Source organism: Paenibacillus uliginis N3/975 (assembly GCF_900177425.1).
In the GTDB taxonomy this organism is placed as follows: domain Bacteria; phylum Bacillota; class Bacilli; order Paenibacillales; family Paenibacillaceae; genus Paenibacillus_AQ; species Paenibacillus_AQ uliginis.
The window spans coordinates 956,107-976,435 of record NZ_LT840184.1 but is presented as its reverse complement, the minus strand read 5'-3'; the positions used below and the strand labels follow the sequence as shown (position 1 = coordinate 976,435).

Annotated in this window: 27 protein-coding genes, 1 pseudogene and 1 other annotated feature; of the genes and pseudogenes, 8 read left to right on the top strand and 20 right to left on the bottom strand. The window is 45.5% G+C overall.

The features are described 5' to 3' along the window. Positions 1 to 26: 26 nt before the first annotated feature. Positions 27 to 227, top strand: a pseudogene (locus B9N86_RS04600) (ArsR/SmtB family transcription factor); the annotation flags it as partial. 279 nt (positions 228 to 506) lie between these two features. Then, positions 507 to 1,163 carry a CatB-related O-acetyltransferase gene (locus tag B9N86_RS04595; protein ID WP_208917973.1) on the top strand — a complete coding sequence of 219 codons (657 nt, stop codon included), beginning with the start codon at positions 507 to 509 and terminating at the stop codon, positions 1,161 to 1,163. A 123-nt stretch (positions 1,164 to 1,286) separates the two neighbouring features. On the opposite strand, the gene B9N86_RS04590 is transcribed toward B9N86_RS04595, so the two are convergent. From B9N86_RS04590 to B9N86_RS04585, 3 genes are all read right to left on the bottom strand, one after another. Next, entirely contained in the window at positions 1,287 to 1,634 is a 348-nt protein-coding gene (locus tag B9N86_RS04590; RefSeq protein ID WP_244562945.1) for a hypothetical protein, read from the bottom strand. Further along, positions 1,635 to 1,778 (bottom strand): hypothetical protein, encoded by a 144-nt coding sequence (locus tag B9N86_RS30120; protein WP_244562944.1) that lies wholly within the window; start codon positions 1,776 to 1,778, stop codon positions 1,635 to 1,637. Between the two features lie 116 nt (positions 1,779 to 1,894). Next, on the bottom strand, positions 1,895 to 2,161 hold the full coding sequence (locus tag B9N86_RS04585; protein WP_208917972.1) for a hypothetical protein: 267 nt from the start codon (positions 2,159 to 2,161) through the stop codon (positions 1,895 to 1,897). Between the two features lie 93 nt (positions 2,162 to 2,254). Here B9N86_RS04585 and B9N86_RS04580 point away from each other — a divergent pair, with 93 nt between their 5' ends. The 4 genes from B9N86_RS04580 (at position 2,255) to B9N86_RS30910 (ending at position 3,539) form a co-directional block, all read left to right on the top strand. Next, complete coding sequence (locus tag B9N86_RS04580) at positions 2,255 to 2,500, top strand: hypothetical protein (RefSeq protein WP_208917971.1); 246 nt, start codon at positions 2,255 to 2,257, stop codon at positions 2,498 to 2,500. Between the two features lie 13 nt (positions 2,501 to 2,513). Further along, the gene (locus B9N86_RS04575) at positions 2,514 to 2,672 is read left to right on the top strand and encodes a hypothetical protein (RefSeq protein WP_208917970.1); all 159 of its coding nucleotides are present in this window, start codon (positions 2,514 to 2,516) and stop codon (positions 2,670 to 2,672) included. A gap of 61 nt (positions 2,673 to 2,733) precedes the next feature. Then, positions 2,734 to 2,958 carry a DUF6199 family natural product biosynthesis protein gene (locus B9N86_RS04570; RefSeq protein ID WP_208917969.1) on the top strand — a complete coding sequence of 75 codons (225 nt, stop codon included), beginning with the start codon at positions 2,734 to 2,736 and terminating at the stop codon, positions 2,956 to 2,958. Positions 2,959 to 3,356: 398 nt separating this feature from the next. After that, complete coding sequence (locus tag B9N86_RS30910; protein WP_425298599.1) at positions 3,357 to 3,539, top strand: GIY-YIG nuclease family protein; 183 nt, start codon at positions 3,357 to 3,359, stop codon at positions 3,537 to 3,539. A 184-nt stretch (positions 3,540 to 3,723) separates the two neighbouring features. Here B9N86_RS30910 and B9N86_RS04565 read toward each other — a convergent pair whose 3' ends face one another. From B9N86_RS04565 to B9N86_RS04525, 9 genes are all read right to left on the bottom strand, one after another. Then, positions 3,724 to 4,014: a hypothetical protein gene (locus B9N86_RS04565; RefSeq protein WP_208917968.1), complete on the bottom strand. Its 291-nt coding sequence runs from the start codon at positions 4,012 to 4,014 to the stop codon at positions 3,724 to 3,726. Positions 4,015 to 4,027: 13 nt separating this feature from the next. Then, positions 4,028 to 4,720: a hypothetical protein gene (locus tag B9N86_RS04560; protein WP_244562943.1), complete on the bottom strand. Its 693-nt coding sequence runs from the start codon at positions 4,718 to 4,720 to the stop codon at positions 4,028 to 4,030. Positions 4,721 to 4,939: 219 nt separating this feature from the next. Next, complete coding sequence (gene groL, locus B9N86_RS04555) at positions 4,940 to 6,568, bottom strand: chaperonin GroEL (protein ID WP_208917967.1); 1,629 nt, start codon at positions 6,566 to 6,568, stop codon at positions 4,940 to 4,942. Between the two features lie 62 nt (positions 6,569 to 6,630). Beyond that, positions 6,631 to 6,912, bottom strand: a complete 282-nt coding sequence (gene groES / locus B9N86_RS04550) for a co-chaperone GroES (RefSeq protein WP_054956559.1) — start codon at positions 6,910 to 6,912, stop codon at positions 6,631 to 6,633. Between the two features lie 311 nt (positions 6,913 to 7,223). Next, positions 7,224 to 7,997 carry a twin-arginine translocase subunit TatC gene (gene tatC, locus B9N86_RS04545; protein WP_208917966.1) on the bottom strand — a complete coding sequence of 258 codons (774 nt, stop codon included), beginning with the start codon at positions 7,995 to 7,997 and terminating at the stop codon, positions 7,224 to 7,226. A gap of 135 nt (positions 7,998 to 8,132) precedes the next feature. Then, a complete protein-coding gene (locus B9N86_RS04540; RefSeq protein ID WP_208917965.1) occupies positions 8,133 to 8,363 on the bottom strand; it encodes a twin-arginine translocase TatA/TatE family subunit in 231 nt (76 codons plus the stop codon). Positions 8,364 to 8,497: 134 nt separating this feature from the next. Continuing rightward, positions 8,498 to 8,983, bottom strand: a complete 486-nt coding sequence (locus B9N86_RS04535; protein WP_208917964.1) for a MogA/MoaB family molybdenum cofactor biosynthesis protein — start codon at positions 8,981 to 8,983, stop codon at positions 8,498 to 8,500. A gap of 63 nt (positions 8,984 to 9,046) precedes the next feature. Further along, complete coding sequence (moaC, locus tag B9N86_RS04530) at positions 9,047 to 9,523, bottom strand: cyclic pyranopterin monophosphate synthase MoaC (protein ID WP_208917963.1); 477 nt, start codon at positions 9,521 to 9,523, stop codon at positions 9,047 to 9,049. A gap of 14 nt (positions 9,524 to 9,537) precedes the next feature. After that, entirely contained in the window at positions 9,538 to 10,164 is a 627-nt protein-coding gene (locus B9N86_RS04525; protein ID WP_208917962.1) for a 5-formyltetrahydrofolate cyclo-ligase, read from the bottom strand. A gap of 167 nt (positions 10,165 to 10,331) precedes the next feature. Between B9N86_RS04525 and B9N86_RS04520 the strand changes: the two genes are divergently transcribed. Continuing rightward, the gene (locus B9N86_RS04520) at positions 10,332 to 12,284 is read left to right on the top strand and encodes an ABC-F family ATP-binding cassette domain-containing protein (protein WP_208917961.1); all 1,953 of its coding nucleotides are present in this window, start codon (positions 10,332 to 10,334) and stop codon (positions 12,282 to 12,284) included. 767 nt (positions 12,285 to 13,051) lie between these two features. Here B9N86_RS04520 and B9N86_RS04515 read toward each other — a convergent pair. The 8 genes from B9N86_RS04515 to B9N86_RS04485 all read right to left on the bottom strand — a co-directional run bounded on the left by B9N86_RS04515 (position 13,052) and on the right by B9N86_RS04485 (position 19,241). Beyond that, positions 13,052 to 14,575: a 2-isopropylmalate synthase gene (locus B9N86_RS04515; RefSeq protein ID WP_208920087.1), complete on the bottom strand. Its 1,524-nt coding sequence runs from the start codon at positions 14,573 to 14,575 to the stop codon at positions 13,052 to 13,054. Positions 14,576 to 14,812: 237 nt separating this feature from the next. Next, positions 14,813 to 15,150: a binding site (T-box leader), on the bottom strand. A 65-nt stretch (positions 15,151 to 15,215) separates the two neighbouring features. Beyond that, the gene (locus B9N86_RS30905) at positions 15,216 to 15,443 is read right to left on the bottom strand and encodes a hypothetical protein (protein WP_425298571.1); all 228 of its coding nucleotides are present in this window, start codon (positions 15,441 to 15,443) and stop codon (positions 15,216 to 15,218) included. A 137-nt stretch (positions 15,444 to 15,580) separates the two neighbouring features. Next, positions 15,581 to 16,618: a tRNA (adenosine(37)-N6)-threonylcarbamoyltransferase complex transferase subunit TsaD gene (gene tsaD, locus B9N86_RS04510; RefSeq protein ID WP_208917960.1), complete on the bottom strand. Its 1,038-nt coding sequence runs from the start codon at positions 16,616 to 16,618 to the stop codon at positions 15,581 to 15,583. Next, positions 16,615 to 17,139, bottom strand: coding sequence for a ribosomal protein S18-alanine N-acetyltransferase (gene rimI, locus B9N86_RS04505; protein ID WP_208917959.1), 525 nt, complete (start codon positions 17,137 to 17,139; stop codon positions 16,615 to 16,617). Before rimI ends, tsaD begins: the two co-directional genes overlap by 4 nt. 20 nt (positions 17,140 to 17,159) lie before the next feature. Continuing rightward, positions 17,160 to 17,942, bottom strand: a complete 783-nt coding sequence (gene tsaB, locus B9N86_RS04500) for a tRNA (adenosine(37)-N6)-threonylcarbamoyltransferase complex dimerization subunit type 1 TsaB (RefSeq protein WP_208917958.1) — start codon at positions 17,940 to 17,942, stop codon at positions 17,160 to 17,162. After that, the gene (tsaE, locus tag B9N86_RS04495) at positions 17,935 to 18,432 is read right to left on the bottom strand and encodes a tRNA (adenosine(37)-N6)-threonylcarbamoyltransferase complex ATPase subunit type 1 TsaE (protein WP_244562942.1); all 498 of its coding nucleotides are present in this window, start codon (positions 18,430 to 18,432) and stop codon (positions 17,935 to 17,937) included. Before tsaE ends, tsaB begins: the two co-directional genes overlap by 8 nt. Positions 18,433 to 18,765: 333 nt before the next feature. Then, entirely contained in the window at positions 18,766 to 18,948 is a 183-nt protein-coding gene (locus B9N86_RS04490; protein ID WP_208917957.1) for an H-type small acid-soluble spore protein, read from the bottom strand. Positions 18,949 to 18,950: 2 nt separating this feature from the next. Continuing rightward, positions 18,951 to 19,241 carry a hypothetical protein gene (locus tag B9N86_RS04485; protein WP_208921011.1) on the bottom strand — a complete coding sequence of 97 codons (291 nt, stop codon included), beginning with the start codon at positions 19,239 to 19,241 and terminating at the stop codon, positions 18,951 to 18,953. Positions 19,242 to 19,394: 153 nt separating this feature from the next. Here B9N86_RS04485 and ku point away from each other — a divergent pair, with 153 nt between their 5' ends. Beyond that, on the top strand, positions 19,395 to 20,327 hold the full coding sequence (gene ku, locus B9N86_RS04480) for a non-homologous end joining protein Ku (protein ID WP_208917956.1): 933 nt from the start codon (positions 19,395 to 19,397) through the stop codon (positions 20,325 to 20,327). Positions 20,328 to 20,329: the final 2 nt, after the last annotated feature.

The following is a 20,329-nucleotide window of genomic DNA, read 5'->3' as shown; positions in this document are numbered from 1 at the left end:
CTTAAAAGTTAGAAGAAGTGTAAACAATGGACAATTCAATTTTTGCAGCACTTGCTGAACCCAACCGGTTTCACATAATCGAACTCTTGCGCAATGGTCCCCTCACCGTCGGGGACATCGCCGATCGCACTGGACTGCGACAACCGCAAACTTCCAAACATCTTCGCGTATTGAGCGAAGATGGACTTGTCCAAGCGTTACTTAACAGATTGCTGGATGAACTACGCAATGGATAGCAAAAAGGCTTCTCACCAAGTTCGAATTCGAACCCGTGAGAAGCCTTTTATTTCAATGTGGTCAAAATGTGGTCAAGGTCAAATTTCACTTTATTTTAGGACTGTGAGGTAAGATTTGACGAACAGATAATTCGTTTGTTACAATCTCACCAACAAATAGGAAAAGGATGAGGACGATGGTTCGTCGTTTGAAACGGTTTAAGAATGTTGCTACTGCATTAAGCTTCTAAGTAAAAAATGATTTATACTACTTAGAAGCGAGGGAAAAGAATGAAACAACATCGATTTGACCACTGGTCTGAAATTAAGTATCTAAAGGATATTGTCAAGAACCCAATGATTAAAGTAGGGGAATACTCATACTATTCTGGTTATTACGATAATCATGATTTTGAAGATGGATGTGTTAGATACCTATGGGGGGATGAAAAATCCAGAAAGTTATTTAACCCCATCGAAGACCATGGTTGGCATATAGATAAATTGATTATTGGAAATTACGTATGCATTGCAAGTGGTGTAATTATTTTAATGGGTGGAAATCACAATCATCATCCTGAATGGATAACCGTGTATCCATTTGTGGAGCAGATTAAAACTTCTTACGCGCCAAAAGGCGATACAGTCATCGAAAGTGATGCATGGATTGGAATGAATGCAATGATTATGCCAGGTGTGACAATAGGTGAGGGCGCCATTGTTGCGGCTGGTTCGGTTGTAGCAAAAGATGTCCCACCATATACTATCGTAGGCGGTAACCCTGCTCAACAGATAAAGAAACGCTTTACAGACGAAGAAATTGAAAAGTTAAAAGAAATGCGTTGGTTCGATTGGGAACGCGAGAAAGTTGAGCAGGTCAGTCATATCTTGTCAAGTTCTTCCGTTAATCAATTATATGACTTTTATCAAAAAGAAATAAAACCATAACGTTTAATTTCAGATCTTCTCATTAGAATAAAAAACTAATAAGTTTAAAAAGCAATAGTCCCTTCTTCAATTCAAGAAGGGACTATTTTTTTGACACCTTATCCTCACAATATTGCTTATCATTCAAAACTCTGCATCATCCTGTTCAAAGAAACCCATTAACTTCAAACTATTGGCCGTGCTCTCTATCCCTTCAGCAATCTTTCTACATATGGTACTGTCACTTAGGCCATGTCGGAAGAATAGAATCGTCTCCTTGTAAGAAAAGCCCTGTATGTATCTGTAATCGACAGCTTTCCTTTCATCGTCGTCCTGAATCAAACAGAAAGTCCGTTGGAACTGGCGCGTATAAAACTGGTACCGTTGGTACACCCATCGCTGCTTCTCGATCAGGATGGTTGCATTGGCAGTCTTGTCTGCGTGAAGGTCTTCCTGATCGATGCGACGAGCTGCTTCGCCATCAATGGCCACTTATTTTAAATCTTCTTCGAATTTTTCAAAATCCTGCATGAGAATCGTCATCTCTTTATATTTTCCGAGCAGGAATTTTGTTCGCTGGATCTCTGCTTCATTTGCTGTTGGAAAGAGTTCCCCTTGCCCCCATGCCATCGCCATTCCCCTCAATCCCCTTTATGCTATAATTATTGATAGGAATATATTACCGATTGATTGACCCCCGCCCCGCCCAGGATGTGGGGGTCTTTGCGTTCACCAATTCCTTGCATTTTTTCTTATGCTTCGCACTCCCTTGAAAGGGACACGACTAATTGCATTTGAATCAACACTTTTTCAAGGATCTCTAAAGGGTCATCAGAGTCTTTCATGCCTTCACAAATTTCAATGGCTTCTTTTACTGCTTTATCGAGTTTATCTGCACGTTTTTTCTCAGTTGCTGCTTGCTGGAGCCAGTGCTTTAAAACTTCAGGCCAAACTAAATACTGTCCTCCGTCATCAAACCTATTACAATATTCCATATCTTCTTGCCAGTCTCTATTCATTCCACACCTCCTAAATCCTCCGATTCATTTTACCTCCTATTTACCGGAACTTCCATTTAGTTCCTGCGTATTTAACAGTAAGGGGTTGATCTTATGTTTTTACTAATACTCGATGTTCTGATCATATCACTCAACGTTCTGATCATTTTGTTCGGTATGTATGTCTTTATTTATCCAGATAATGATTGGTTACGAATGTTCAATGGAATTCCTGATGATGTAGAGCAAGATGATATTGACTTATTGAAAATTAAATTTAGGGCTGTAATCGCAATAATGCTCGGTGTGATAATGGGTTCGTTTTCGGTATTGCAGGCCATCGTTACACATATTGGGTAGGGAGGTAAAACTTTTGTTTCTAATGTTAGTTGGTGCCATTAATATCTGGCTTGGCACATCTGTATTCAGAAGTCCCGAAGAAATGGCGATCAGAATGAACCGGGATGAGTATCATGAAATAGATGATACTGATGTATTAAAAATACCAATTTCTTGGAGTATTCGTTGTTAGTCTTGGTGTAATATTGGTCTTGGTAGGACTATCAACTCTGATTTAATTTGGAGGTAATGTTATGTCATGGTTTACACTTTTTCTTTTAGCGATTATTTTCATAGGCATTGGTGTCCTTGCTAGAAAGTATCCAACATTCGGATGGAGAATGAATGAAGGATGGAAAGTCAAAGGTGACTCCGAACCAAGCGATGCCTATATTGATTCGGTGAAATTCGGTGGATTAATCTCCATTTGCCTAGGCTCCATTTTTTTAGTGCTTGGAATGATGACTATATTGCTTTAGTGATACCCCTTAAAGAACCCCCACTACTCAAATTGTAAGAACTAACGTTCTATCAGATAAATGTAGTTAGTCACCCCGGTCTGAATCGACCGGGGTGACTAACTACATTTATCAGTGTGGACTATGACGGCCAAATGCCTTTACTCCGAAAGAATACGATGTTCCCGCTCTCAGGTCAGTTTAAGTATACAAGCCACTTGAACCATACATCGAACCATAATAACTACCATCTAGATAAAAATAAAAACCGCTTACTCCACTGCTGTCAGATGCATCTACAAGTTATGCTAAAAAATTTTTATACGTAAAATTAATTTGATAAGACTATCAGCAGGAAAGCGTTCTGGAGGGGGATTGAGTATGTACGATCTTTATTTGATTACTAAATCTAGTCAACGATAAAAAAATATGTCGGTTTTACCTCAAAGGGATATAAAAATAGATTCAAAAAGCACTTACAAGAATCAGATGGAAAAAGAACGAGATATTTGTGCAAGGCAATAAGAAAGTATGGTAAGGATAATTTCAAAACCGTTCTTTTTACACAAGATATTTTACGCTCTCATAATTTAAAGCATTGATCGATATATTATCCTATTTATAGTTGAAAATTTCATTGGACGCACCCTGATGTTTATTCTCCTCCATAAAAAAACCTCTACGCATGCTTAAATAAGCTTTGAGCCAGAACGGTGCTTCCGTTAAATTTATGATATCAACCTAAGTTTACTTCATATGAAATACATTTTTCACAGCAGTTTATCATCAATCTTGATTTCTATATATCGTTGAACCAATTTTAATTTCTTCAGGTGAAATCGCCTTACCTACAGATATTCCGATATTCTTTTTATCAGCCATTGAAGTTGAAATTTGTATTGAACTTACTTGGAGTGGAATTTCACGATTATCCGTTCGTTTAACAAGTATTTTCTCACCTATCATTTTTTTTATCTCTGGATGAGTTAGTTGATCTAGTTCTTTGTCTGTACCGACCATAACAGTACCTTCCTCTTTTGATTCAAATACTAAACTGATAGTCATAATCTTCTCCATTAATTATCCTCCACTATCTTTCATTAATATATAGTTCATCTCTAACATCACGTATACGTAAATCAGCATTTTTCAGCCTAGCAATAGCATCTCGTAATAACGTCATTCTCTCCGTTGATGTCAGATCAGGGGCAAATCTCGCAGCTCTTATACTAGCTTGAGCTTCATCTAAAGCATAATTCTTTTTAAAGGTTTCTGCATCAACATCATATAATTCAAAAGCCCTTCCTGCCTTGTAGGCTTCATAATGGCCAACAATTTCATGGGCAATAGTAGCTTTTCCTGTAACACGAGAATTAGCAGCTAATATACCAATTCCTGTTTGTTCTGCTGGGAGCACGTCCGTATTGATAATGAACCTGTCGTACATCATCCCTGTATTCCATTCATCATAAAAACCAGGCCTAGATACTATAATGTTCTCCTCTGGAAAATTCAACGATTTAGTGTAATCCACTATTTCAGCTTTTTGAGTATCAGTTAGTGGAAGCTCATTTCGCAATCCCCCAGAGGATATTTGTCTTAGTTCACTTGCTCCCTCATATTTTACAGATGAACTCAATACATTTTTCGACTTAATAAGGGAACCTGTTACATCACCTGTTACAAGTCCTGCTGTTCCAATCACGCTGGCAAGATGTTCTGTAGACCAAGCCCTTGTAGGAAGAACAGCTTCTCTAACTGTCCCATGTATTCCAAAAGTCATTCCGTTAGCAAAATCATTAGGAGATTCAAAAAGCTTATCCGCCCTTTCAACATACCCTCCTGAAATAAATCCTGATAAACAAATTTTAATAACATAAAAAAGACTACCTCCTTGTTTTTAGGAAGTAGTCTTTTCTTTAGAAAAAAGTCATTTACGTGACCAGTTCTCAGTTTGGGCAAAAAATGTACTTAACCATCTCTCAAGAATGAGTGATGTTTCTTACATCATGCCGCCCATTCCACCCATGCCGCCCATATCAGGCATGCCTGGCTTTTCTGGTTCTGGCTTGTCAGCGATAACCGCTTCAGTTGTCAGGAACATAGCTGCAACGGAAGCAGCGTTTTGAAGTGCGGAACGTGTTACTTTCGCAGGGTCAACGATACCTGCTTCAAACATGTTCACCCACTGATCGGTAGCAGCATTGTAGCCGATGCCGATCTCTTCTTTTTTCAGACGCTCAACGATAACGGAACCTTCTTGACCAGCGTTTGCTGCAATCGTGCGGATTGGCTCTTCCAGAGCGCGCAGAACGATGTTCACGCCAGTTTTCTCGTCGCCTTCTACTTTTACAGCAGCAACAGCGTTGTATACGTTAACGAGCGCAGTACCACCACCGGATACCATACCTTCTTCAACCGCAGCACGGGTTGCGTTCAGGGCATCTTCGATACGCAGTTTGCGTTCTTTCAATTCAGTTTCAGTAGCCGCACCGACTTTGATTACTGCTACGCCACCAGCCAGTTTAGCCAGACGCTCTTGCAGTTTTTCTTTGTCGAACTCGGAAGTAGTTTCTTCCAGTTGGTTACGGATTTGTTTAACGCGAGCTTCGATATCGTCTTTGTTGCCAGCACCGTCAACGATGATTGTGTTTTCTTTAGTAACACGCACTTGACGAGCTGTACCCAATTGATCGATGGAAGCGGATTTCAGGTCGAGACCAAGCTCTTCCGTAATCACTTGACCACCAGTCAATGCAGCGATGTCTTGCAGCATTGCTTTACGACGATCACCGAAGCCTGGAGCTTTAACAGCAACCGCGTTGAATGTTCCACGCAACTTGTTCACGATCAGCATCGCTTGAGCTTCGCCTTCGATGTCTTCTGCGATCAGAACGAGCGGTTTGCCTTGTTGTACGATTTTCTCAAGGATCGGCAGGATTTCTTGAGTGTTAGTTACTTTTTTATCTGTGATCAGGATGTATGGATTTTCAAGAACAGCTTCCATTTTATCCGTATCTGTGATCATGTATGGGGAGATGTAGCCACGGTCAAACTGCATACCTTCTACAACTTCCAGCTCAGTCAAGAAGCCGCGGGATTCTTCAACAGTGATAACACCGTCTTTACCCACTTTATCCATAGCTTCTGCGATCAGTTGACCTACTTCTTCATCGTCTGCGGATACGGAAGCAACCTGAGCGATTTCCTGATGGTTTTTAACTTCCTTCGCAATGTTTTGAAGCTCTTCTACAGCAGCTCTAACCGCTTTATCGATACCCTTGCGGATGATCATTGGGTTAGCGCCTGCAGTTACGTTTTTCAGACCTTCACGGATCATCGCTTGAGCGAGAACCGTTGCAGTTGTTGTACCGTCACCGGCAACATCATTTGTTTTTGTAGCTACTTCTTTAACGAGCTGAGCACCCATGTTCTCGAATGCATCTTCCAGCTCGATTTCTTTAGCAATCGTAACACCGTCATTTGTGATGAGCGGGCTTCCGAATTTCTTTTCCAAAACAACGTTACGGCCTTTCGGTCCGAGTGTTACTTTTACTGCGTTAGCCAATGCATCAACACCGCGGAGCATTGCGCGGCGGGCGTCTTCACTAAACTTAATATCTTTAGCCATGGTATTACATACCTCCCTAATGGATTATGAATATTTCAGCACTCTTATATTCAGGTTGTGAATTAACCCAAGATCGCGTGGATGTCGCTTTCTTTCATAATCAAATATTCTTTACCTTCGTATTTGATTTCTGTTCCGGCATATTTGGAGAAAATGACACGGTCGCCTTCTTTAACTTCCAACGCTACACGAACACCATCTTTCAAAGAACCGCTGCCTACAGCGATAACTTTTCCTTCTTGCGGTTTTTCCTTAGCGGAGTCCGGAAGCACGATCCCGAATGCCGTGGTTTCTTCTTGTTCGATTGGTTCTACCAATACGCGTTCACCTAAAGGTCTGATCATGAAAAAATAGCCTCCTTTAAAAATATGTTGTGGTGCTCTGTTTCAAAGCTTTATGTATTAGCACTCAACCATCGTCAGTGCTAACAACCAATTTTATGATACTTCAAGTTGCCTGAAGATTTCAAGTCCTTTGCGCTATTTTTTACTCATTTTTTGATATAACCGCAGGAACAGGTTGTCCTCAAGACTCCTCTTTCCATTCTATCCACGACTTTTCAATTTATGCCTGCGTTTATCTTTCTAATAAACCAAAAAAAGAGCGTCCTGATCAGGACACTCTTCGACGAAGAAGTATATACAGTTGACCTGGCTTAATCTTCTTCATCAACACGTATGTATCGGCTTTCCATATCCATATCCGCCTGCAATTGCTTACGATACACAATAGCAGAAAGAAATACGCTTAATTCGTATAGAAGCAGCAGCGGGATCGCCACCAGGAAATCGGAGATAAAGTCCGGCGGCGTAATGACAACAGCCACAAACACAAGTCCGAAATAGGCTACACGGCGCATCTTCTTCAGCCGCAGCGGATTCAGAATCCGAATTTTGGTTAAGAACATCACAATCAAGGGAAGTTCAAATAATAATGCCAGCGGCAGCACCAGATTGAACATAAAGTTAAAATAATTCGTGATGCCGTATGTCTCCTGAAGCCCCATGCTCTTCGTAATGGTAGTCGTAAAAGACAGTGTCATTGGAAATACGATGTAATATCCAAATGCAATACCCAAAATAAACAGTAAAAAAGCATATGGAATATAACGAACTGTCGCCTTCTGCTCATTTTTCCGTAGCCCCGGCTTTACAAAAGCCCAAAGCTGATAAAATATAAAAGGAACCGATATAACAAGCGAGAAAAGGGCAGCAATTTTCATATAGATCCCGATACCATCCCAAAAAGAGAAGGCATTCAGTTCAAACGACTTGGCCTGTTCCGTTTCCGTCAAATACCGGTAAATCGGCTCAGCAATAAAGAGACCAGCAATCAATCCGCCCACAAATACGACAAGCACAATAATAATCCGCTTGCGAAGCTCACTAAGATGCTCTACAAGCGCCATCTCTTCCATTTTTTCCGACACGCTAGATATCACCTCATCTGTATCCCGGCAGCACAAGAAGAAACGACAGAATCCTCGCGTGGGAAGGGGGCCGTTTCTAATAATAAGTGCGAAAAATCCCTCACGTAGGAGGGGATTTCACTTTACGAAACTGTTCTATTCCGGAAGACGTTTATCTTCAACCTTGGCCTGTGCTGCGACCGGCTGTGGTGCTTCTTCCTTCTTCTTCGAAGCCGGCTCATCGTCAATGATCTCACGTGCTCCATCCTTAAACTCGCGGAACGTTCTGCCAACAGCGCGCCCCAGTTCAGGAAGCTTGTTCGGTCCGAACAACAGCAGAGCCAAGATGACGAGCAAAATAATACCCGGTACCCCGATTTGACCCATAGCTTTCTCCTCCTAATAACAAGAAATCAGCCTAAATAACATTGATAACGCCATCATACCATAACAAAAATCACATAAAAAGTACCGAATACGATATTTTTTACATATTTATCTCTGGGTCCGATCAAAATTCACTATTCCCGGTACTGTCCCGTAACCATAAGCAATGCCTCAGGCAGCTGATCCATAACGGCTGCAAGATTCTCATGCACACCTTTTGGCGACCCTGGCAAGTTGAGTACCAGCGTTCGGCCGCGAATACCGCACACCCCACGGAACAACATGGCACTTCGATTCTTCTGCATAACCGTAGCCCGCATCGCTTCGACAATACCCGGCACTTCCCGTTCGACGACCCGTTTAGTCGCTTCCGGCGTTACATCCCTCACTGCTAATTCCGTCCCCCCGGTTGTAAGCACCAGATCCACTTGAAAATAATCCGTCAACTCAATCAACGCGGCAATAATTTCATCTTCTTCATCAGGAACAATACGGTATTCGATAATTTCGCCGCCCAATTCCTCTTCAATCAGTTCCCGGATAACCTGGGCGCTCGTATCCTCGCGTTCCCCGCGTGAGCCTTTATCGCTCGCCGTCAGGATCGCCGTTTTCCACAACATGAGTACCCTCCCCTTCCCTCTGCCGAATCTTTCTTCTATATTCAATAATGAAATGAATCCCGTTTAATTACTTTCGTTCATGTAATCTCCGCTCTTGCCTCCGGTCTTGCTGAGTAGCTTTGTTGGACCAATCTCCATATCCTTTTGCATTGCTTTACACATATCATAAACGGTCAGAGCAGCGGCAGAAACAGCTGTTAGAGCCTCCATTTCAACCCCGGTCTTTCCTGTCGTCTTCACAGTTGCTTCTATATATAATTCATCCCGGCCATTATCGCCGAATTCCACATTAATACCCGTAAGTGGAAGCGGATGGCACATCGGAATCCAATCCGATGTCTTCTTGGCAGCCATTATACCGGCCACCTGCGCTACCGCAAGCACGTCGCCTTTTTCAATACCGCCCTCTTTAATACGTCGGAGCGTATCTGGATGCATCTTCACGGTTGTTCGTGCAGTGGCTGTCCGGGATGTTATGTTCTTATCACTCACATCCACCATCTTCGCTCTGCCCTGCTCATTAAAATGACTAAGCTCCATTCCATCACCTTCCGCTAGAATCCAGTCTTTATGTATCCATTTTCAGTTATAAGCCCGTCCAGACGCAAATCATGACATTCCATCGGTACCTGATCTGTAACCTGAACTTCATATCCAAGCCCGATCCATAAGGGCATCTTCTTACCACCCGCTGCAGCCGATAACATGCGATCCCGAAGACGGTCATAATATCCGCCTCCATAACCAAGCCGTCCACCTTGCCCATCGAATGCCAGACCCGGAACCCATATGACATCCGGAACAACATCCTTTCGGCACTTCTCTGCGCGCACAGGATCCGGTTCAGGAATACCAAAAGCACCTTGAATCAGTTCATTCCAGCTGTGGAGTAGGTATAGCTCCATCATACCGCTTCCCCGAAGGCTTCTTGGCACCATGACTTCAATCCCATTCTCCCATGCCCACGTTATCAGCGGCCGGGTATCGAGCTCCGAACGAAATGGAACATACACTAGCATACTGCCCGCGTGATTAGCTATCAGCAGATCGGTCGCAAGACGGCAGACCTGTCCGGATCGTTCTTCACGATCGCTATCCGATATCGAATCTCTAAGAGAAACCTTAAGCGCCCGAAGTTCAGTTTTGGAAGCAGAAATGTTCAATCCGCTCTTTCCCTTCATGCTTATAATTAAGATTAGTTTACCATTGTTCCTCCCTTTCGCCAAGAATGCCGGAAGTCACCATGAATCGGTCGCTTGTTTACCATTTTTCATGTAAACTTACCTTATCATCATCTGAATTCTACCAATGAATCAGGAACTACATATAGATGGAGGTTTTATCTCACATGTTGCTGCAAGCCAATGGCATTACGAAATTATTTGGGGTCACCCCGGTGCTTGAGGGCATCAACCTGCAAATTCTCGAACGGGAGCGAATCGGACTCGTTGGTGTAAACGGTGCCGGCAAATCGACGCTACTTCAGATTTTATCTGGAGATATGTCATATGACGGGGGACAAATATTTAAAGCAAAAGAAACAACGATTGGTTATTTGGCGCAAAATAGCGGCCTGCAGTCGGACCGTACCATTTGGGAGGAAATGCTGGACGTATTTACACCGCTCATTGAAACGGAACGTGAGCTTCGCCAAATGGAGCAGCAGATCGCCGATCCCGCCTCCAGCGAGGATCCGAAACGTTATCAGGATCTGCTTGACCGGTATGCCGTCCGTTCCGACTGGTTCAAGGATCACGGCGGCTATGAAATGGAAACGCGCATCCGCAGCATTCTCCACGGAATGGGCTTCGGAAGCTTTTCCCCGAACACCTCTATCGCCACTTTAAGCGGCGGTCAGAAAACTCGTCTGGCGCTGGCACGCATACTTCTTCAAGCCCCTGACCTGCTCATGCTAGACGAACCTACGAACCACCTGGATATCGCAACGCTGACCTGGCTTGAGGATTACCTGCGCGGTTATTCGGGAGCACTGCTTGTTGTATCCCATGACCGATATTTTCTGGACCGTCTCGTCACAACCATTGTTGAAATTGAACGCCATCAATCGAAACGATACACAGGCAATTACAGCAAATATATCGAACTGAAATCAGCGGAATACGAATCACAACTGAAGCAGTACGAGAAACAACAGGATGAGATTGCTCGGATGGAAACCTTTATCCAGCGTAACCTCGTACGTGCCTCTACTACGAAGCGTGCACAGAGCCGGCGCAAAGCTCTTGACCGAATGGATCGACTGGACAAGCCTATGGGCGATTTAAAAAAAGCTCACTTCTCCTTCGAGGTAGAGTACATGTCCGGTAAAGAGGTGCTTCAGGTGAAAGACCTGTCCGTCGCTTTTCAGCCTGGAGAAACATTGTTCCGAAATGTATCCTTCGATCTCCGGAGAGGAGAAACCGTCGCCCTGATCGGACCGAACGGGATCGGTAAGTCTACGCTGCTCAAATGTCTCATTGACGATATGAAGCCGGCTTCCGGTTCCCTACAGTGGGGAACCAAAGTCAAGATCGGCTATTATGACCAGGAACAATCCGAGCTCAATCCGAAAAATACTGTACTGGAAGAGCTGTGGAGCGCTTATCCCCATATGGAGGAAGCACGAATACGGACCGTTCTTGGCAATTTTTTGTTCAGTGGTGAAGACGTTTTGAAGAAGATCAGCTCTTTAAGTGGCGGCGAAAAAGCGCGTGTGTCTCTTGCGAAGCTGATGCTTCTAGAAGCCAATATGCTTATCTTGGATGAACCGACCAACCATCTGGATTTGTTCAGCAAAGAAGTGCTGGAATCCGCACTGATTGATTATGAAGGCACCCTGTTCTTTATTTCTCACGACCGCTATTTTCTGAACAAAATGGCGGAACGCATCGTAGAGCTGCATCCAGACAGCGTTCAACATTTCCTGGGTAATTACGACGATTACACAGATAAACAGCAAGAGATCGTTGAAATGAACAACGAGCCTTCTGAACCATTCTCCCGTGCAGGAACCAAGCAGGAGACCGTCACGGAAACTCCAATTGACAAACCAGGCGCCTCTTCCTTCGAAGCAGATAAGCAAGCGAAGCGTGAAGAAAGAAACCGACAACGAAAGCTTGCCAGCCTGGAAGAACAGATTCATTCATTGGAGACGGAAGTTGCGCAGCTTGAAGCGGAAATGGCCCTCCCGGAAATATATCAGGACTATATGGCTCTGCAAGAACGCCAACAGATCGCGGATACCAAAAAAGCTTTACTGGAACAAATTTTTGCGGAGTGGGAAAGCTTGCTGGAGGCTTAAACAGTCCTATTTTATAAAAAAACAAAAAAAATTCACAAATATGCTTCAAAATCGCTTTAACACTTATGCACAGCCTTATCCCCAACTTCCGTGTATAAGTATGACTTGAAAATGGCCTAAATGGCCATTTTTTTGCTTTTAAACAAGCTTTTTAGCGAGGATACCCAAGATTATCCACTAAGTTATGCACATTATCCACAATTTCAACAAGTAATTTTGAAAATGATGTCCCCTTTTTTCAGCCTCTTCCAAACCTTTAATTTATCGGTGTTTTCTGAATTTGCGCACATTTTTGAAGGGAAATGTGGATAACCTTGTCCACAACTTGACAGAACTATTGATTCATATATATGAATCCCGTTTATTTATATAGATTTAGGCCCTCTCCTTCGAAACGAAGAAGAAGGCCTTTTTCTTATAGAGGTTGTTCAAAAAGTCCGCTTTTGATAAGAAAACCTCTAACGAGGCCATTCAAGGATGAGCGACCGCGATTCAAAGGTTGGTTTTCTTGCGATATATAATTTCATCAGCGTAGCAAGATAACTTATAAATTCTATATCTAACACGAAGTGAATCAGGAAGTGGGCTCGGCATCGAATCTTGAATTCAGCCGGTCCTTCCGGTGCTCACGTACCCAAAACGTACGCTCCGCTCCTCAGTCCCTAGCTTCATCCAACTCAAGCGTTTTGAAAAAACGCACATCGGAAGCATAAGCTTCGGTGCTGAAAACCGACCTTTTTGAACACGCACTTATATGGTAATCGTCGTTAAACGGACAAGAGTGCCGAGTTGCATGCTGCCACATATGCAAGCCCTGCCGCCATGACTATATCCTGGTGAACTGCTGTTCCGCGGAATACCTTACCGTCTCTTTCAACGGTAACGGCCGCCTCTGCATGCGCATCTTCCCCGCTACTTAGAGAATGAAGCTCCAGATCAACGAAGGAAATACTGCCGCTGATTCCTTGGCTGATTGCGGATATGACAGCTTGCACCGGTCCATCGGCTACGCTCGAATAGGACACCTCACGCTCCTCATGCAAGTGGCGCAGTCTGACTGCCGCCACCCTGCTTACTCCGCTGCCGGATATCACCTGAACCTCACCCAGCTCATACACCTGAGCCGGTTTACCAAGCGTGCTACTCACCATTTGCAGCAGTTGATCATCACTGACTACCTTTTGCCGGTCTGCGGTCTCTTTGAAGGTATTGTATAGCTTCTCCACCTCTTGTTCCTGAATGGATACACCATACCGGGCAAGCCTGTCTTTCAATGCATGTCGTCCGGAATGCTTGCCTAGAATAATCATGCTGCGCGGAATGCCCAGATCCTCAGGGTTCATAATTTCATAGGTGCTTCGGTCTTTCAGAAGGCCATCCTGATGAATACCCGATTCATGCTGAAATGCATTACGGCCAACAACCGGCTTATTGAATGCAATCGGAAAATGCATCGCACCACTGATCAGTCGGGACGTTTCATACAGCTTCTCAGCTGAGATACCTGTCTCTGCTCTTAGCACATCACCCCGGGTAGCCAGAGCCATCACAAGCTCTTCCAAGGCACAGTTTCCTGTACGTTCACCTACACCATTAACCGTTACCTCGATTTGGCTAACTCCGTTCCGAATGGCTTCCAGACTGTTCGCCACAGCTAAGCCCAAATCATTATGACAGTGGGCGCTGTACTCCACACTTCTACCTCCCCGTGCCCCTTCGCGCACCCGGCGGAACATCTCTCCATATTCCTGTGGCAGCGCATATCCGACCGTGTCGGGCAGGTTGATAATACTTGCACCTTCCTCAATCACAGCCTCCACCATCTCAATTAAGTCATCTATGTTCGTACGTGATGCGTCCATCGCGGTAAATTCCACCCGGTCGCAAAACTGTTTGGCGTACGCCGTCATTTCTCGTGCAGCCGCAACGACCTCTTTCCGGCTCTTGCGGAGCTGATGCTTAATATGGATGTCGGACGAAGAGATAAACAAATGGATTCGCCGATTGGCTGCATCTTGTGTCGCCCGGACAGCTGCGTCAATGTCTCCTTTTACCGCTCTCGCAAAGCCGCATATTTCCACATTTTGAAGCTGGCGGGATATCGTTTCAACTGCGGCAAACTCGCCTGGACTGGACACAGGGAAACCCGGCTCCAGCACATCTACACCCAGCTCCGCTAGTTTGGCAGCAAGCATGATCTTCTGCTCAGGCTGTAGACTTGCTCCAGGGGCCTGTTCTCCGTCACGCAATGTTGTATCCATCAAGCGAATTCTTCGAATTTCTTGTACCATCGTGGGTTCCTCCCTTGTTTTTACGAGATGTGCCAGATTGATCTTACTTATCATCATTACACCTGCGTCCGCACGTCGACTTGCGTCCACAATCCCACCCAACTGCTGCCGGCAGCAAGAAGAAACGACTTCGGCGTCCTTTATAAAGGACTTCGGCGTTTCTTCGAGAAATATAAGACAAGTATGCAATTTGAAATTCATACTTTCTTAGATTTCAAAAAAGCCCGCCATCTCCTTACAAGAGACGACGGGCTTTAAACCCTCCGTGGTACCACTCTACTTGACGCATTGATTTCGGCATCATGCCGAAACGTGCGTCCGCTTAGTGTCCGATAAAATACGCCGGCCGGGCGAAATATTTATCGGACTCCTGTTCACGGGGGATCCCGTAAGAGAGTACATATTAGAAACTTTTGCTGCCTGCAAATCTATACCTTATCTGCAGCAGCGCCATGCCTATGTTCCCCTCTTCCGCTCCCGGGCGAGATTCAAAGGTTCCTGCCGCCGCGTTGCACCAAAACCGCGGCTCTCTGAAGACAGTACCCCTTTTACTTGCTCCCGTTCATTGCGTTTATTACTATTCGGTTTGTTTGGACAAAAAAAGCCCGCCATCTCTTTATTCAAGAGACGACAGGCTTGCCTATCGCGGTACCACTCTTGTTGACTTGCCGGATTTACCGATCATATTATCGGTCCTAAGCAAGCCCCCTCCGTCGCCATACGTCACATCCATATTTATGGACTGCGTATGCCGGGCCTTCTGACGGTGGCTAACCGTAACGATGTAATACCGGACAACATCCGGCCAGCGCATCATGCGCTGTGTTCCAACGTTCCGCTCCCAGGCGAGTTTCAGGTCTCTTTCCACTGCGTCGCACCGTCCCGCAGCTCTCTTGATTCCGGAGATCCTTACTGTTCCTGTTCTTCACGTTTCTTTATTCTGGAATTTGAGGATGATTATACGTTCTTTAATTGCACCCGTCAAGAGGGCATTTGCCTAGCTTTTCACTTAGCCCATTCTTCCAGAGAAAACTGGGGATCTGCCTTCATATCGAGAGGCGTCAGGTCTCCCTGCTTCCATTTCAGATGAGCGGCAGCAGCAATCATAGCAGCATTATCGGTACAGTATTGATGAGGTGGAATGGTTAGAGGAATTCTCTCCGTCTCACAGCGTTCCGAGAGCAGATGCCGTAATCCACGGTTCGCAGCAACTCCTCCGCAGAGCAGCAGCTGCACAGCTCCATATGCCTTTACGGCGCGCACCGCTTTTTCCACGAGCACCTCGGTAACCGATTCCTGAAAGCCCCGGGCAATCGCACCGGTTCGAATCTCTTCTCCACGCATTTTGCTCTGATTGACGACATTTAATACAGCTGATTTCAATCCGCTAAAGCTAAAGTCATAGGAATCCGGCTCCAGCCATACGCGGGGAAGCTGTACGGCATCCTCCGCCTCCAAGGCTAGGCGGTCCACATGTGGTCCGCCCGGATAAGGGAATCCGAGCGCACGCGCCACTTTATCATAGGCCTCACCTACAGCATCATCACGTGTGCGGCCGATAAGTTCAAAGCTGCCTTCGGACTTCATGTATACAAGTTCTGTGTGCCCGCCCGAAACAACGAGCGACATACACGGGTATTCTATCGGGCCAACGATACGGTTGGCATAGATATGACCAGCGATATGGTGTGTGCCGATCAGCGGTTTCCCGAGTGCGTACGCTAAGCTTTTGGCCGCCACAACACCAACCAATAACGCTCCGACCAGACCCGGTCCCTGGGTGACAGCGATAGCCGACAAATCCCGCATATCAATACCCGCTTCGTAGGCAGCTTCTTCCAGAATCATCGTAATGCTCTCCACATGTTTGCGCGATGCTACCTCAGGTACCACACCTCCAAAGGCTTTGTGGGTTTCGACCTGACTCGCAATAACGCTCGACAATACTTCATGCCCATCTCTAACCACTGCAACTGATGTTTCATCACAGCTTGTCTCAATGGCTAAGATCAGACTGTGCTTCTCTGTATTCTGTTCATTCATAACAAACCTTCGCTTCCTTCCTCGCCTCCGTATTCACGGTAAGGGGGCAAATCCGCCCACATAATCAGTGCATCCTCTCCATTGTCGGAATAGTAGCCTTTACGGATGCCTGCAGGCTTAAATCCTTTTTTCATATACAAACGCTTGGCCACCTCATTGCTCACCCGGACCTCAAGCGTAATTCGTTCCATCCGTAGAAAGGAGGCCGTCTTCATTAGCTCACTAAGAAGCCGCTCTCCCCATTTTCGCCCACGATATGTTCCGAGCAATGCAATGTTGGTTATATGCGCCTCGTCGACAATCGTCCACATCCCTGCGTAACCGATCGTCCGCCCTTCATACTCCATCACCATATAATATGCAAAATGATTCAGCTTAAGTTCATTGTGAAAGGCTTCCTCGGTCCAAGGGAGAGTAAACGCATCGTGCTCTACGACCATGACGTTCGGTATGTCCTCCAGTGTCATCAACCGGAAAGACAAACCTTCGTCATGAGATGGTGCTTTGTATTCATGTTCCATGATCCAATCCTACTCTCCCTTCACCGCTTGCGCAGCAGGTTCGCTTCCGCTTCCGAAAGCTGTGTATAGTTAGGTACCAGTGCATGCATCTCGTCCGACTCCCCCTGAAGCAGCCGTATGGCTCCCAAAAATCCGACCCAGCGACCCTCCAGTTCATAAGGGAGAATGTTCAGTGGCCCACTGTACACCTCACGAAGACGTTCAGCTGCTTCTGCATGTACTGTAACGTCACCTGTAAACCAAATCGATACAGGAAGTTCTTCTTCTTGAAGCGCGTTTAGTCGATCCGCAAGGGTATCAATCCATGTCGCCATCAATCGAATGGCATCAGGCTCAAGCCGTTGTGGTGCAGTACCTGTTCCGCCAGAGAACAGTGCTGTATACGCCTGTCCACGTCTCGCATCCAGCAGCGGGATCACCCAATGCAGTTCATTCTCCGTCGAATGATCCTTCAGGCCAGACGAAAGTCCTCCCCACGCGATGGCGTGAAGGCTGGACACCCTGGCTACCGGTATACTTTTCGCCCAGGAAAGCGTTTTGGCCGCCGTAACAGCCATACGAACGCCTGTGTAAGATCCCGGCCCGACACCAACGGCGATGCCGTCGATTTCATCCACAGTCAAACCAGCTTCTTCTATTACTTGTGCTATGACCGGGTGCATGTGTACAGAGTGATTACGCTCGCCGCTCGCATTGATTTCCTTCAGCAGTTCATTATTTTCCATCGCAGCCACTGCTAGCGAGGCCGTAGACGAATCCAGCGCCAAAAACCGCTGACGCGGCGTAGTGTTATGATTATTCATCGATATTTACCCCATTTTCATTCAATTCCCGACACCACTGGCCGTAAGGCTCTCCCAAGCTCTTTATGATAATTACTCGCTCCGATATGTTTGTTGTTTCAATCGATATATGAAGATGTTTTTCAGGAAGAAGCTCGCTTATAAGACTGCTCCATTCCACGAGACAGACACCTTCTCCGAAAAAATACTCGTCTAATCCAAGCTCATCCGCTTCATCCAAAGACAGACGATACACATCCATATGATAAAGAGGCAGACGCCCCTCATATTCCTTAATAATCGTAAATGTGGGACTGTTCACAACACCGCTGATACCTAAATGCTTCGCGAACCCTTGGGAAAATGCTGTTTTCCCTGCTCCCAAATCCCCATCAAGACCGATGACTGTTCCCGGTATTGAACGCCGGGCCAGCCAGGCGGCTAGCCGTTCCGTGTCGGCCGGACTTTTGGAAATGTAACGGAACTGCTCTTCATAACCGCTTTCTCTCACCTGTATACCCACCTTTTGACGTAACTGCTGAGTGATTAAACTTGTCCTTAATTATATCGGTCTCTACAACATGCCGCAAGGGACCCAGGAGAGCATGAAATATATCAATTTGGATCATCGACCTCCATATCTAACACATGCATAATCCATTAACCCGCTGCGTATGTTCTCAAAGGACGATTTTGAAACCTTCTCCATAAGAAAAATACTTTACTCCGAAGTTTATACTTTCTTAGCTGTAAAAAAAACACCTTTCCCCGGGTGATCCGCTAAGGGCAATCATCCGAAAAAAAGGTGTTTCTTACGCCGCTCGAATGCACGTTATGGTTCCTATTACTCGCCTTCTTCCAAGCGTTCCACGTTTACCGTCACGGTATCTGTCGGTCGCGAGCCGACTTGAACCGTCGCCATGCCGTTAGCCTGATCGATATGTTCAATCCATACCGGCTCACCTTCCAGCTTCACCTTAAACGTATCATCAGATTTAAAAATACTCCAAGCACGATCCAGTTCCATCTCTATTCCCCTTTCTCCGTATTTCCCGGTGTTTCGTCCACCGTCTTCATCGTATCCGTTGTTGTAAAACCTATCATCCCGTTATCTTCTGTCACATAGCCGCCGCCGAGACCCTCATTGACCATTCGGTCGATATCAAGCATCGTGGACTCGCGTGTCATCTCACTATCACTTGAAGTCAAGCTGTTCCAGTTCAGTATTTCACCGTCCACCGGTTCCACGGTAAAATCCGCCTCCGATAATGTCTTGTGATCGTGTTCCGTTTCTTTACTCTCTCTGTGCTCCATGGTCATTCATACACCTCCTCACACAAAGGTAGAGCCCACTGTGTTTCCAAGGTCAATATGCCTCAAAGTTCAAGCGCTTATACATCAACTTATATAGAGTCTTTTTTTGGGCAAACTAATCAAGTAGTAATTCAAAAAAATGATAGGGAGGAATCATAGATGCATACCGTATGGAAAGGCGCCATCAGCTTCGGACTTGTTCATGTTCCCGTCAAAATGTTCTCCGCCACCGAGGACAAAGATATCTCTATGAGATATGTCCATAAAGCTTGCGGAAGTCCACTTTCTTATGTTCGTAAATGTCCGGTCTGCGAGGAAGAGGTCGGCTGGGAGGAGATCAACAAGGGATACGAATATGAGAAGGGAAAGTTTGTTCTTTTTGAAAAAGAAGAGCTCGAGCAGCTTTCAGAACAGAACAGCAAAAATATTACGATTCTTGATTTTGTTGATTTAACGGAAATTGATCCGATCTATTTTCAGAAGACCTATTACCTATCACCCGATCAAGCAGGAGCTAATGCGTATCGGCTGCTTCTTGAAGCCATGAGACAATCCGGCAAAATCGGCATTGCCAAAATCGCGATCCGTTCCAAGAGCAGTATGGCTGCTATAAGAGTTATCGATGAGTGTCTGGCGATTGAGACGATTTTTTACCCCGATGAGATCCGCCCGATCTCCCAAGTACCAAACCTGCCGGAAAACGCAGTGGTTAATGACAAAGAGCTTACAATGGCGCAAATGCTCATTGAACAACTCTCCTCCCCCTTTGATCCGGAAAAATACAGTGATGATTACCGCGAGCGTCTGCAGGGCATGATCTCCAGTAAAGTTGCCGGTGAGGAAGTGAAGATCGCTCCTGCACGTCAGGAAACGAATGTGGTTGATCTGATGGCTGCGCTTCAGGCAAGCATTGAGGCCGTCAAGCCGCCGATTGCTACGGATCCGGGAACGACACCGAAACCACGGAAAACGACCCGAAAGACCGCTGTCAAAGAAGCGACAGCCAAAGTCAGCGGTGAAGGACCGGAACTCGAAGGACCTAAACCGAAACGCCGTACAACGAAAGCCAAAAAGACCGAGACAGGTTCCTGAGC

Bases quoted from the DNA above. Each gene is read 5' to 3' on its own strand.
- B9N86_RS04595 (WP_208917973.1), top strand. From the start codon at position 507: ATGAAACAACATCGATTTGACCACTGGTCTGAAATTAAGTATCTAAAG.
- B9N86_RS30120 (WP_244562944.1), bottom strand. From the start codon at position 1,778: ATGGCGATGGCATGGGGGCAAGGGGAACTCTTTCCAACAGCAAATGAA.
- B9N86_RS04585 (WP_208917972.1), bottom strand. From the start codon at position 2,161: ATGAATAGAGACTGGCAAGAAGATATGGAATATTGTAATAGGTTTGAT.
- B9N86_RS04580 (WP_208917971.1), top strand. From the start codon at position 2,255: ATGTTTTTACTAATACTCGATGTTCTGATCATATCACTCAACGTTCTG.
- B9N86_RS04570 (WP_208917969.1), top strand. From the start codon at position 2,734: ATGTCATGGTTTACACTTTTTCTTTTAGCGATTATTTTCATAGGCATT.
- B9N86_RS04565 (WP_208917968.1), bottom strand. From the start codon at position 4,014: ATGGAGAAGATTATGACTATCAGTTTAGTATTTGAATCAAAAGAGGAA.
- B9N86_RS04560 (WP_244562943.1), bottom strand. From the start codon at position 4,720: ATGACTTTTGGAATACATGGGACAGTTAGAGAAGCTGTTCTTCCTACA.
- groL (WP_208917967.1), bottom strand. From the start codon at position 6,568: ATGGCTAAAGATATTAAGTTTAGTGAAGACGCCCGCCGCGCAATGCTC.
- groES (WP_054956559.1), bottom strand. From the start codon at position 6,912: ATGATCAGACCTTTAGGTGAACGCGTATTGGTAGAACCAATCGAACAA.
- B9N86_RS04540 (WP_208917965.1), bottom strand. From the start codon at position 8,363: ATGGGTCAAATCGGGGTACCGGGTATTATTTTGCTCGTCATCTTGGCT.
- B9N86_RS04535 (WP_208917964.1), bottom strand. From the start codon at position 8,983: ATGTTGTGGAAAACGGCGATCCTGACGGCGAGCGATAAAGGCTCACGC.
- moaC (WP_208917963.1), bottom strand. From the start codon at position 9,523: ATGGAGCTTAGTCATTTTAATGAGCAGGGCAGAGCGAAGATGGTGGAT.
- B9N86_RS04525 (WP_208917962.1), bottom strand. From the start codon at position 10,164: ATGAAGGGAAAGAGCGGATTGAACATTTCTGCTTCCAAAACTGAACTT.
- B9N86_RS04520 (WP_208917961.1), top strand. From the start codon at position 10,332: ATGTTGCTGCAAGCCAATGGCATTACGAAATTATTTGGGGTCACCCCG.
- B9N86_RS04515 (WP_208920087.1), bottom strand. From the start codon at position 14,575: ATGGTACAAGAAATTCGAAGAATTCGCTTGATGGATACAACATTGCGT.
- tsaD (WP_208917960.1), bottom strand. From the start codon at position 16,618: ATGAATGAACAGAATACAGAGAAGCACAGTCTGATCTTAGCCATTGAG.
- rimI (WP_208917959.1), bottom strand. From the start codon at position 17,139: ATGGAACATGAATACAAAGCACCATCTCATGACGAAGGTTTGTCTTTC.
- tsaB (WP_208917958.1), bottom strand. From the start codon at position 17,942: ATGAATAATCATAACACTACGCCGCGTCAGCGGTTTTTGGCGCTGGAT.
- B9N86_RS04490 (WP_208917957.1), bottom strand. From the start codon at position 18,948: ATGGAACTGGATCGTGCTTGGAGTATTTTTAAATCTGATGATACGTTT.
- B9N86_RS04485 (WP_208921011.1), bottom strand. From the start codon at position 19,241: ATGACCATGGAGCACAGAGAGAGTAAAGAAACGGAACACGATCACAAG.
- ku (WP_208917956.1), top strand. From the start codon at position 19,395: ATGCATACCGTATGGAAAGGCGCCATCAGCTTCGGACTTGTTCATGTT.